The 12,316-nt window shown below is 50.0% G+C and carries 12 protein-coding genes; 2 read left to right on the top strand and 10 right to left on the bottom strand.

What is annotated here, in order from left to right:
- Positions 1-25 precede the first annotated feature (25 nt).
- Genes ACR9YC_RS06095 through hisI form a run of 3 tightly spaced genes read right to left on the bottom strand, consistent with a single transcriptional unit; the run spans position 26 to position 1,404 of the window.
- The gene (locus ACR9YC_RS06095) at positions 26-451 is read right to left on the bottom strand and encodes a MerR family transcriptional regulator (protein ID WP_438731253.1); all 426 of its coding nucleotides are present in this window, start codon (positions 449-451) and stop codon (positions 26-28) included.
- 51 nt (positions 452-502) lie between these two features.
- Positions 503-1,048, bottom strand: coding sequence for a hypothetical protein (locus ACR9YC_RS06090; RefSeq protein WP_438731250.1), 546 nt, complete (start codon positions 1,046-1,048; stop codon positions 503-505).
- On the bottom strand, positions 1,045-1,404 hold the full coding sequence (gene hisI, locus ACR9YC_RS06085) for a phosphoribosyl-AMP cyclohydrolase (RefSeq protein WP_438731641.1): 360 nt from the start codon (positions 1,402-1,404) through the stop codon (positions 1,045-1,047). The genes ACR9YC_RS06090 and hisI overlap by 4 nt, the downstream gene beginning before the upstream one ends.
- A 151-nt stretch (positions 1,405-1,555) precedes the next feature.
- Between hisI and purF the strand changes: the two genes are divergently transcribed.
- Entirely contained in the window at positions 1,556-3,028 is a 1,473-nt protein-coding gene (gene purF, locus ACR9YC_RS06080; protein WP_438731248.1) for an amidophosphoribosyltransferase, read from the top strand.
- Positions 3,025-3,741 (top strand): SDR family NAD(P)-dependent oxidoreductase, encoded by a 717-nt coding sequence (locus ACR9YC_RS06075; protein ID WP_438731245.1) that lies wholly within the window; start codon positions 3,025-3,027, stop codon positions 3,739-3,741. The genes purF and ACR9YC_RS06075 overlap by 4 nt, the downstream gene beginning before the upstream one ends.
- A gap of 38 nt (positions 3,742-3,779) precedes the next feature.
- Here ACR9YC_RS06075 and ACR9YC_RS06070 read toward each other — a convergent pair whose 3' ends face one another.
- The 7 genes from ACR9YC_RS06070 to ACR9YC_RS06040 form a co-directional block, all read right to left on the bottom strand.
- A complete protein-coding gene (locus ACR9YC_RS06070; protein WP_438731242.1) occupies positions 3,780-5,015 on the bottom strand; it encodes a serine hydrolase domain-containing protein in 1,236 nt (411 codons plus the stop codon).
- A 35-nt stretch (positions 5,016-5,050) separates the two neighbouring features.
- A complete protein-coding gene (locus ACR9YC_RS06065; protein ID WP_438731240.1) occupies positions 5,051-6,367 on the bottom strand; it encodes a class I SAM-dependent methyltransferase in 1,317 nt (438 codons plus the stop codon).
- Between the two features lie 73 nt (positions 6,368-6,440).
- Entirely contained in the window at positions 6,441-7,850 is a 1,410-nt protein-coding gene (locus ACR9YC_RS06060; protein ID WP_438731237.1) for a cryptochrome/photolyase family protein, read from the bottom strand.
- A 59-nt stretch (positions 7,851-7,909) separates the two neighbouring features.
- Positions 7,910-8,866 carry a metal-dependent hydrolase gene (locus tag ACR9YC_RS06055; RefSeq protein ID WP_438731234.1) on the bottom strand — a complete coding sequence of 319 codons (957 nt, stop codon included), beginning with the start codon at positions 8,864-8,866 and terminating at the stop codon, positions 7,910-7,912.
- A gap of 19 nt (positions 8,867-8,885) precedes the next feature.
- Positions 8,886-9,398, bottom strand: coding sequence for a hypothetical protein (locus tag ACR9YC_RS06050; protein ID WP_438731231.1), 513 nt, complete (start codon positions 9,396-9,398; stop codon positions 8,886-8,888).
- A gap of 47 nt (positions 9,399-9,445) precedes the next feature.
- Complete coding sequence (locus tag ACR9YC_RS06045; protein WP_438731228.1) at positions 9,446-10,459, bottom strand: 2-oxoacid:ferredoxin oxidoreductase subunit beta; 1,014 nt, start codon at positions 10,457-10,459, stop codon at positions 9,446-9,448.
- Positions 10,456-12,303, bottom strand: a complete 1,848-nt coding sequence (locus ACR9YC_RS06040) for a 2-oxoacid:acceptor oxidoreductase subunit alpha (RefSeq protein WP_438731226.1) — start codon at positions 12,301-12,303, stop codon at positions 10,456-10,458. The genes ACR9YC_RS06045 and ACR9YC_RS06040 overlap by 4 nt, the downstream gene beginning before the upstream one ends.
- Positions 12,304-12,316 lie beyond the last annotated feature (13 nt).

Below are 12,316 nucleotides of genomic sequence, written 5' to 3'. Positions count from 1 at the left end.
AATTGATCGAACCGCAAATGTTATTTTACGTTTTTGTCTCTAGCTCTACTTGTTTCACCATATCCACAAATGAGCGTAGCTCGTTAATTGAGCTTTCAATGTCTTTTTTTTGCTTATCCAAAAGCGCGATGCGATCTTCGCATTTGGCGATGGTGACTCTGCGCTGCTCTGCCCGATCATCACCCAGATCATACAGGTCAATCATCTCGCGAATTTCGGCAAGACTAAAGCCGACATTTTTCGCCCGCATTATCCAAGCAAGCCGGGCACGATCACGTTTCCCATAAACTCTGGTCATACCATTGCGTTGCGGGAAGATCAGGCCTTCATCTTCATAAAAGCGAAGCGCGCGCGCCGTAACGCCGAACTCATCAGAAAGATCGGAGATTGAATAATGCTCCCGATTATAGACATCAGGTGTTTCGAGCGTTGCATGATCCGAATTTGGCATAGACTTGTTATGCATTACCTTAACGTAAACGTCAAGTTGATTTTGCAGCGACTATTCTGACGAGCACATTCGGTTTGCCTCGGCATCTTTTGCACGAGCAGCAGATTTTGATCCACTCTCAACCAAAGGAATAGAGACGCCTGCCATCGATGCTCTTTGTGAACAAAGCCGCGCACAGTTGTTGGAAATACTGCCCGGGAAAACAATCTGTTCACCATCAAATATTGCTGTAATTTCGCAGGCCTCTTCATCATCATCTTGCGCTGCTATGGTGATCACGACACTTTCCCCATCCAGCACTGCCTGCCCCTGCCCAGCGCACATTTGATCGCTGCCATAATAGACCATAAGGCCGACCTTATAATTATCCTCGCCACGGACCGCGCAAAACCGATCATTATCTAGCTCGCTTCCCGCTTCATAAAGGCCGGCCAGATCAAGATTGGCCGGGTCTGCAATAATCCCTGAATCAATTGCCGCGCGCTCCAATTCACTATTCGAAGCATCATCACTTGCTGGCGCGAGCGATACGCCATCACAGCCGGTCAGTGAAATGCAGGCAAATACCTTCAATATAATATAGCCCGTTCTTGTCATAAACTTTGCAAGCCAGAGGCGGTCACTTGCCGATAGAAACAGGAATTTGCACCAGTATGGCATGTTGGCCCAGCTGGCTTTGCAATCACCCACAAAGCATCTTGATCACAATCAATCCGCATATCCTGTACATTGAGAAAATTCCCAGATGTCTCACCCTTAAGCCATAGTTTCTGGCGCGAGCGGGAAAAAAAATGCGCCTTTCCTGTATCTAGTGTCATTCTTATCGCTTCATCATTCATATAAGCGAGCATCAGAACATCGCCAGATTCAGCATCCGTGACAACAGCAGCCAATAAGCCATTACTGTCAAATTTAGGGTCAAAATTCAGGCCGGTTTCACGCAATTTATCCATAAGTTTTTTTAAGCTGTTATGGCGCAACTGGCAATCCAATAGCGATGTTTGCACAAAGTTTTGCTGCAAATGATAAAATGCCGCAAAGGATACGAGACAATTCATTTCCTTCTTCTTATAAGGCGGTGAAACGACATAGGGATTCGCCGCAATGCTGACCACACATCCGTTCGACGATGATAAGTTGAGAGAGGAATGCGGCGTTTTTGGCGTTGCAAACGGTGAAGATGCCGCCGCCCTGGTCGCTCTTGGCCTCCACGCCTTGCAACATCGCGGGCAAGAAGCCGCAGGCATTACCAGCTTTGATGATGGCGACTTTCACAGTCATAGAGCCATGGGGCATGTCGCTGGGAATTTTGACAGTGGCGAGATTATGGACCGTTTGAAAGGCGTTTATGCTTTGGGCCATGTCCGCTATTCTACATCAGGCGAAACAGCCCTTCGCAATGTGCAGCCATTATATGCTGAGCTTTCAACAGGCGGCTTTTCTATCGCGCATAATGGCAATATCTCAAATGCAGAAAAACTGCGCAGAGACTTGGTTCGCGATGGGTCAATCTTTCAATCTACATCAGACACAGAGACCATTATCCATTTGGTCGCGACTTCACAATATCGCACATTATTAGATAGATTTATTGATGCGCTGAAAAAAGTTGAAGGCGCATATTCGCTGATTTGCATGACCAAACAGGGAATGATTGCATGTCGTGATCCTTTGGGCATCCGCCCGCTCATCATCGGCAAATTGGGTGATGCTTATATATTTGCCTCTGAGACAGTCGCATTGGATGTGGTTGGTGCAGAATATTTGCGCAGTGTGGAGCCTGGAGAACTGGTTGTCGTAAGCGGCGGTGAACTGCGTTCGCATCATCCCTTTGTAAAGCAACAACCCCGTCCCTGCATCTTTGAGCATGTTTATTTCTCTCGCCCCGATTCCATCGTGGATGGGTCTTCTGTCTATTCTGTACGCAAAGCCATTGGAGCAGAACTCGCCGCAGAAAATGCCGTCGATGCAGATTTGGTTATTCCCGTCCCTGACAGCGGCACGCCAGCAGCTATAGGATATGCGCAAGCGGCCAATCTGCCTTTCGAACTTGGTATTATTCGCTCTCATTATGTTGGCCGAACATTCATTCAACCCGGTGACGGTGTTCGCCACTTAGGCGTGAAGCTGAAACATAATGCCAATCGTCACCTCGTCGATGGCAAGCGCATTGTGCTTATCGATGACTCGATTGTTCGTGGCACAACCAGCTCCAAAATTGTTGAGATGATGCGCGATGCTGGCGCGGCCGAAGTGCATATGCGCATCGCCAGTCCGCCCACCATGCACAGTTGTTTTTATGGTGTTGATACACCTGCACGAGAAAAATTGCTGGCGGCACAGCGCTCCATTGAGCAAATGCGCGAATATATTCAGGCGGATAGCCTGTCTTTTCTTTCCATTGAAGGGCTTTATCGGGCTCTTGGCGTGGCAAGCCGCGATGAAGAACAGCCACAATATTGCGATGCCTGTTTTACTGGCTGCTACCCTACACGTCTGACTGATCTGGAAGAGCGGGATGATCCAGATCAGTTTGCCCTGCTTGCAGAGCGTATAGAAAAGGCGAATGTAGAATGAGCGATGACGCATTGCCATTGGCGGACAAGGTTGCACTGGTAACCGGGGCAAGCAAAGGTATTGGTGCTGCTATTGCCAAGTCCCTTGCTGCACAGGGTGCACATATTTTGCTGGTTGCGCGCAATGCCGACGAATTGGAAAAAGTCGAGGATGCTATTTTTGATGCTGGCGGATCAGCAACTATTGCACCTTTAGATATAGCCGATGGCGATTCCGTTGCGCGATTGGCCGCAGCATTTGGTGAACGATGGCCAGCACTTGATATGCTCGTCCTGAATGCCGCTATTTTGGGCAATTTGGGTCCGATTGCGAATATGGCGGGTAAAGACTTTAGTGAGATTTTGACGATCAACATCCTGGCGCAACATGCCCTTATTGCCGCCTTCGACCCGATGCTGCGCAAAAGTGATGCTGGAAAAGTCTTTGCTATGACGAGCTCAGTCGGCACAAAACCGCGCGCATTTTGGGGCGGCTATGGCGCATCCAAAGCTGCACTGGAAACATTGGTAGCGAGCTATGGCGAAGAAATGCGCAATATCAGCAAGATAACCACAGCCATTATCGATCCGGGCAAAACGCGCACAGATATGCGCGCTGAGGCTTACCCGGGAGGAGACCCGATGACACTGAAAACACCGGATGTCGTTGCGGATAAGATAACCGAACTGGCCATTAGCGGCTTTGCAACAAATAGCCGCTTTCAAATTGGCTAATGCCAATATTTACGGGCCAGAGTTACCCGGCCCATTAATTAACCCGCTGAATCACTATTATCAGCATTAGGTTGACGCACACCTTCTGCATCAACTGCTGCCTGCACCGCTTTATAGAAATTATCGCGCGCTGTTTTGAGGCGATCATTGGTCGCTTCAGGCCAATTACCATTTGACGCTACAACCAGTTCGCGAGCAGGGTCGATAAATATACCTTGCCCAAAAATACCCTGCGCAGCGAAACTGCCATCATCATAAGTCCACCATTGATAGCCATAGCCCTTGCCCGGCAATCCAATATCGGCCTGCTTCACGCCAGCCTTTTCAAACCAGCCTTCAGGCACAATTTGTTTACCCCCAGCTTTGCCGCCATCAACTACAAATTGACCCAAAAGCGCATAATCGCGCAATGCAGCTGAGATACAGCAGCCGCCAATCTCATAACCACCGTCATTTAGCAGCCATTCAGCATCCATTTGCATGCCATAAGGAACCCAGATTTTTTCTGACAGATAGTCGGCCAAGGTTTTATCTGTCGCCTTGGCCACCAATACGCCGATTAAATTGGTTTCACCTGTATTATATTGCCAGCGTGTGCCCGGCTCTGCCTCACGCTCCAAAGTCGCCATATAGGTCAGGATTGGGTTATCACCATCTTTGGACTTTACCAGATTGAACTTGGCAACGTCTGATTCCGGGTCGGCATAATCCTCATTCCATTTCACACCTGATGTCATAGTGAGCAATTGTTCAACGGTAACGCCGTCATATCCGCTGCCTTTTAGCTCAGGGATATATTGTGTCAGCGGATCATTAAGCGACTTAATATAGCCATCTTGCAAAGCAGCGCCAACAAGGCTGGAAACAAAGGATTTGGCTACAGAAAAGCTGGTCCACCTGCCATCGGCAGCATAGTCCAATTCATATTTTTCCAACCGTATCTTGCCCTTGTGCAAAACAATCACGCCCGCCGCGCGTTGATCCAACATATATTTGGTTAGATTCCAGCTGCGATCACCCTCACCCTGCCATTCGCCCAGTTCGATAGCTTCGCCTTGCGCTAAGTCATAGGTTTGTTCGCCGGCAGAGATGGTCCGTGTTTCCGCCAGAATTTCCATCTGACGAAAAGCGTTATCGCGTTGGTCTTGAGTCCAGAACAGCACGTTATTATCCGTTGGCAAACCAGCAGCATCCGCAGCTGTCTTTTTCACAAAGTCGCAACCAGTAACACCCAGCATCAATGCCGATGCTGCTATCGCCGTCAAAATTCGCATCTCTCATCCCCATATATTTATATCTATTTTGCATGTTAGGCACATTCCCCTGATTTCACCAGCGTGACTTGGCCTACATAAATGCCTCCGCCTCTGAAGCCACCTTCGCAATACATCAGATAAAAGCGCCAAAGCCGCGCAAAATGTGTGTCAAAGCCGTCAGGTAGTCGCCCATTTTCAGCCGCATCGTCAAATCTTTTCCTCCACATCAACAACGTTTGCGCATAGTCCTGACCAAAATGTACTGGCTCGCACCACTCAAGACCACGCTGCTCCGCCAAGGCACGAAACTGGCTCTCAGAAAGCAGCATGCCGCCCGGGAAAATATAGGTCTGGATAAAATCAACATTGCTGGCATATTTCTCAAAGATATCATCAGCAATAGCAATATATTGGATTGCGGCCCTGCCACTGGGTTTCAGTAAGTTGGCAATTCTGTCCAAATAGACGCCCCAATATTCCTGTCCTACAGCTTCAACCATTTCCACGCTCATAATCGCGTCAAACTGGCCTTCAATATCGCGATAGTCGATCAGCTGATAATCCAGCTTGTTGGACAAGCCGCTAAAATTTGCTTGTATCTGAGCGTATTCAAGCTGTTGTGACGATAAGGTAATGCCCGTGACATGTACTCCCCTCGCCTTAGCAACATGGCGCGACATGCCCCCCCAGCCAAAGCCGATTTCCAGCACTTTATCATCCCGCTTAACGTTCAACCGATCCGCAATGGCCTGCATCTTGGTTTGTTGCGCACTTTCCAAAGTGTCGCTGGCCAAAGTGTCGCTGGCATTATCAAACATCGCTGAAGAATAGGTCATGCTCTTATCGAGCCAAGCAGCGTAAAAATCATTGCCCAAATCATAGTGGAAAGCGATATTCTCACGGGCTTTTTGGCCGGTATTGCGGCGGAAGAAATGTCCTATACGATTAAGCATCCGCGCCGTTCCAGAGGCTCTTGCCATGCTGCCCATTGCTTTGCGATTGGCGACAAAAAGCGTAAATAATTGCACAGGATCAGGGCTGGCCCACTCGCCTAGCTCCCATGCTTTATAAAGACCAACCGAGCCAGATCGCGCAACCCGCAACAAAGCGCGCCACTGGTTCAAATAGACAATAGCGACCGGTCCGTCGCTTCTGCCGCCCAAGATGCAAATCTCGCCATTAGGCAAATGCCCCTCAATACGACCGGACTCCAGCCCAGCATCTATCTGATCAAGATAGCGCGTAAAGACACGCTGCATTAATTTCTTCGGGTACGATCCGGCCAGATTGGATAATATGCCCTGCCCCGTTGCAAAGCCCTTATCGGCTTGCAAAAATTGCTGGCCACGATGTCCCTGTCCGGCATTCATTATTTGCTTATGGCTCGACTATTAAAGCGTTGCAATCGTCAAACGCACATGCCCACAGAATTAGCTTCTGAGCCTAGCTCTTTTTGATAGTATCGTGTGCATCAAGGGCACGTTGCCGCGCCACTTTGTGCGGGATCATCTTGCGCGGATAGCCTTTGGGCCTGCGGCCAAACTCATCTGGATCATGGACATATGGGTCATACAGATCAGCAAGTTCTGGCACCCATTTGCGGATATAATTTCCTGCATCAAATTTCTCTGATTGGGTTAGCGGGGCCATGATCCGCACAAACATATTGGCATCCATGCCTGTTCCTGCGACCCACTGCCAATTGCTGGCATTGCTGGCATAGTCCGCATCTACTAAGGTATCCCAAAACCATTGCTCTCCATGGCGCCAGTCGATCAGTAAATGCTTGGTCAGAAAGCTGGCCGTTATCATCCGCACACGGTTATGCATCCATCCCGTTGTCCAAAGCTCACGCATACCGGCATCGACAATAGGATAGCCTGTGCGGCCTTTGGTCCATGCAGTAAATTCAGCGGATACTCTTTCGTCATCCATCTCACGCCATGGCAGATTATCAAATTGCGAACGCCCATTGTCACGGCCATATTGCGGGAATTGGAAGACCAGATTTTGCGCATAATCGCGCCAGACGATTTCCTTCAAATAGGTTTCAACGTCACCGCCGCCATTTTGCGAACATTCCATAATCTTGTGCCAGATTGTGGCCGGACTGATCTCACCAAAATGCAAATGCGGGGAAAGAAAGGATGTATCAGCAACACTGGGCAGGTTGCGTTTTTCATCATAAGCGTCTGCCTTAGGCGCAAAATTCGATAAGCTGTTGGCAGCGCCCTGCTCACCTGGCGTCCACATCTCCGCAAAGCCCTTCGCCCAATTTGGTTTGCTGGGCAATAACGCCCACTCATCCAAATCATCGCTGACCGGCCAATCGTCCGGCGCTACAAATGATTGCGGGGTGGATAAGGGTTGAGGTGGCGGCATATGCTGATTCAGTGCGCGCCAAAAAGGGGTATATACTTTATAGGGGTTCCCGCTGCCCGTTGTGACACTGCCCGGAGGCACGAGATAATTGCCATGGTGTAGTTCCAGAGCAATATCATCGGACATGGCTTTGCGCAGCGCCTTTTGTGCATTCAGCCACCATGGTTCATAATGATGAAGTGCATGGACCGCAGAAGCACCAGCCTTATGCGCAATATCAGCAATGATATTGGCACTATTTCCGCGCCGCAAAATCAGCTTTGATCCACGCGCCTCCAAGGCTTTGCCGAGAGATTGCAAACTATGATGCAGCCACCATCGCGAAGCGCCGCCCATTTTGCGATGTTTTGGGGTTTCATCATCCAGAACATAAACAGCGATAATGGGCGCACCGCTATCAACTGCCGCCCGCACCGCCGCCTGATCGGCAAGACGCAAGTCGCGGCGAAACCATATAATGACTGGTTGCATAAACCCTCTATCGGTAAATTATTCTGTGCGCTCTCAATGTTGAGACACGGCTCCACTCTCTATTCGTCAATAACGGTCGTAACCGTAAAACGATCCCCCAAAAGCGGATTTGTAAGCCGCGCATCACGCACGATAACCACAGTCTTGCCATTCTGTTCTTCGATTTTTGCAAAAGGCATTCGCGACCAAAACAGATAGGCATCCAAGTCTGGGTTCGTTTCCCGCGCATAGGCCACAGCGGGATTATCCATATTGCTGGCAAACCGCTTTCCTGAAAGGCCAGCGCCATACGCCAAACTATATTGCCCCATCCCGTAGCTATCATCCTGACGCCACAACATTTCGCGCTCCCAGAATTTCACTGGCACGGGATTGGCTACCACTTGTTCTGGCAAATTACCCTGGTCTGCCAGAGTTACCGCAACAGATGTTTTCAGCACAGCTCTCTTCGTGAACCAGCTGTTAAACTGAATATAGGCCAAGGCCATAGCTACAACGATCAGTGCAGGAGTGCGCCAGCGCCCACTCCCCTTTTTTTCAAGTTTTCGCGAATACCAGATACCGATGGGCAATATCAGCCATAGCCAAACATCAATAATATATAAGGTGTCACCATAATACCATTGGCTGGAAAACGGCTCCAAAAGGCGCACACCATAGCTGTTCATGAGATCGAGTGCCGGATGACTCCATGTACCGATAAAAGCGAGCGCCAAAAGCCAGACAGGCCTGATCGGCGCTCGGCCCGTAGGCCGCTTACCGCGCTTAGTTTGCCAGCGGTCAAACCCTATCATCGCGAAAGTTAACGCTATCGGCAGCACTATCATCGCAACCGGTCCATGAGTGATGCCGCGACGTATCGCCAAATGCTGATGCCCACCCAATAATGTTGCAACTGCGTCAATATCCGGCAGATTGGCAGCGATGATAAGTGTGGCGGTGGCAAGCCCCGTTTTGCGTTTCAGACCAGCCTGAGAAAGCGCCCAGCCTGCAAGGCTATGAGTGAAATTATCCATAAAGTGCAGCTAGTCACTTTCATATCCTAAAGCAAGATTCCCAATCTTCAGAAGCGCGTGGTCGCAACTTTAGGCTAATGTTGAAATAGTCAATTGCTTGGTCGCTTAGGCAGAATTTGCCGCGGTTTATGGTCGCCTCGATTGGCATCCAATAATAGCCGTCATCCGTCCGCTCTAATAGCACAACAGCGTATTTTGCCGGTCCATAACGCACTGCGTGCCCGCCTATGCCTTTCACACGCACTTTTTTGCGCAACGATGGGCTCTCTTTCGTAGCAGCCAAAACGCGTAATATCTTACCTTGGCGGTAGATAATCGAAGCGCCTAGGCAGATGCTATTTTCATCCATATCGCTAGGGCAATAATATTCAGATGGATGCGGTCGTGCCTTTGGCAGCTCAATTTCCACAAGGTAAAGGTCGCCCCAATCCTTGTCAGCAGGACGCTCAATTGTTCCTATTATCCGCGATGGTTCATAAGCGCTTGCGCTAAGGGCACCCGTCACATAGACCACATTTGCAGCAATAAACATTATAAATTTGCGCAACATCATGCACAAATTTTGCATAATGCTCCCGACTATTCAACTGTCCAGCTTTGGCCTTTGCCCACCAGAGCCTGCAAATCCCCGGTCTTTCCAGCCACGACTTTCTCTTGCTGCGCTCCCATGTCCGCCTCAAATGTTGGCGCAGGGTCATCATAGATCACACCAAGGGGCATTGGGAAATCGCCAAATTGCAGCTCGACCAGCATATGCGCCACAGCGCGATTGGTGACATCATGCACCATAACGCCAGCAGCCTGCCAGTCGCCATCCGCAATATCGACCACTTTCAGCGCCATGGCTTCGGCATCCAGCGCAATACCTTTTGCGCCTTTTTCGAACAGCATTGGTTCACCATTTTCTAACCAAAGCTGGGTCGATGCGGCTGTTTTCTTAGCGGCAAATTCATCGAAAACATCTTTATTATACACGATACAGTTTTGAAAAATCTCAATAAAAGCTGCGCCTTTATGAGCGTGCGCTGCCTTCAGTACATCCGGCAAACGCTTATCGACATCAATGCCGCGCGCAACAAAACGTGCTCCAGAACCCAAAGCAAATGCACATGGTGTCGCTGGACGATCAACAGAACCATAAGGTGTTGACGGACTGTTTGTGCCTTCACGCGATGTGGGTGAATATTGGCCTTTGGTTAGGCCATAAATCTCATTATTGAACAGCATGATCTGGCAATCCAGATTGCGCCGCAAAATATGCATGCTGTGATTGCCGCCGATAGATAGGCCATCACCATCACCAGTAACAATCCACACATCCAGCTCGGGGTTAGCCAGTTTAACACCAGTCGCCACTGCCGGTGCACGGCCATGGATGGTGTGGAAACCATATGTTTCCATATAATATGGGAAACGGCTAGAGCAGCCAATGCCCGAAATGAAAACAGTGTTGGATGGGTCAGCGCCCAATTGCGGCATGGTGCGCTGTACAGCTTTCAATATCGCATAATCCCCGCAACCCGGGCACCAGCGCACTTCTTGATCGGTTTCCCAATCTTTTAACGTGGTTTCGATTTTGGTGATTTCATTCATGCGATATTCTCCGCAATCGCTGCTTCCAGCTCTGCAATTTTAAACGGTTGGCCCGATACTTTGTTGACCGGCCGCGCATCGACCAAAAATTGGTCGCGCAAGATGGTTTTGAGCTGGCCTGTATTCATTTCAGGCACGATGACACGGTCATAAGAGCGCAAAAGGTCACCCAAATTATTGGGCATCGGCCAGATATGGCGAATATGGATATGGGAAACATCCAGACCAGCATCGCGTGAGCGACGAACGGCCTGACTGATCGGGCCATAGGTTGAACCCCAACCGACGACAGCCAATTTGCCTGATGCCTCTCCCATATCAACGGCCTGATCAGGAATGCTGCCCGCGACGCCCAAAACCTTATCACGGCGAATATCGGTCATCGCTTGGTGGTTTTCAGGGGCATATTCGATATGGCCAGTATCAACCGCTTTTTCGATACCACCAATACGGTGCATCAATTCAGGCGTTCCCGGCTTCACCCATGGACGTGACAGTTTTTCATCACGGCCATAAGGCAAAAAGCCGCCTTCCTGCGCCTTGGTCATATGCTCAATCGGAAATGGCGTATAGCTGCTCATATCCGGCACTTTCCAAGGCTCGGCAGCATTGGCGATATAACCGTCCGTCAACAACATAACCGGCGTCATATAATGGGTCGCTATCCGCACAGCTTCGATAGCACAGTCAAAAGCATCTCCCGGCGAGCAGGCCGCAATAACCGGCATCGGGGCGTCGCCATTGCGGCCATATACCGCCTGATACAAATCAGACTGTTCCGTCTTGGTCGGCAGACCAGTTGAAGGGCCGCCACGTTGTGAATTGACGATAACCAGAGGCAATTCGGTCATTATCGCAAGCCCCATTGCTTCGCCTTTCAAGGCAATGCCGGGGCCAGATGATGATGTAACCCCTAGCGATCCAGCATAGCTTGCGCCCAAAGCAGCGCAAATTGCAGCAATCTCATCTTCAGCTTGGAAGGTGGTCACTCCATATTCTTTATAGCGGGCCAGATGATGCAGAATCGCAGAGGCCGGCGTGATAGGGTATCCACCAAAGAACATCGGCAAACTGGCCAATTGCGCGCCGGCAACAAGACCGAGTGAAATCGATTCTGCGCCGGTTACGGTGCGATAAACGCCGGGCTCTGATGGTGCAGCAGGAATAGAAACCTTCTGCATCGGGCCAGACAGTTCCGCTGTCTCACCATAAGCATGACCAGCATTTAATGCTGCGATATTGGCGTCGGCAATATCCGGCTTTTTGGCAAATTTGGCTTTCAGCCAATCGACAATGGGCTGGCGATCACGATCAAACATCCAGAGCGATAGCCCCAGTGTCCACATGTTTTTACAGCGCAGCGCTTCTTTGTTTGACAGGCCAAATGGCTTTACAGCTTCCAGCGTAAGCGCCGAAATATCAAACGCCATCAACTGCCATTTGCCAAGAGATCCATCCTCCAGCGGATTGCTGTCATATTTGGCTTTGGCCAGATTACGGTCACCAAATTCACCGCTGTCAGCAATGATTAGGCCGCCAGGACGTAATGCAGCCACATTGACCTTCAAAGCGGCAGGGTTCATCGCAACCAGCACATCAGGTTCATCGCCCGCAGTATTGATTTTACGGCTGCCAAAATTGATCTGAAAAGCCGACACACCGAAAAGCGTTCCTTGCGGCGCGCGTATTTCTGCGGGAAAGTCGGGAAAAGTGGCAAGATCATTGCCGGAAAGCGCTGTAGAAAGCGTGAATTGCCCGCCGGTTAGCTGCATCCCGTCGCCACTATCTCCTGCGAAGCGGACTGTAACGGCGTCGGGCTGGCTGTCTGATGTCATATCGTTCATATTTTTTGCGGCG

The organism is Parasphingorhabdus sp. DH2-15, from assembly GCF_051668705.1.
Lineage (GTDB): Bacteria > Pseudomonadota > Alphaproteobacteria > Sphingomonadales > Sphingomonadaceae > Alterisphingorhabdus.
Note: the sequence above shows the minus strand (reverse complement) of the source record. Positions and strands in the feature narration are given on the sequence as shown.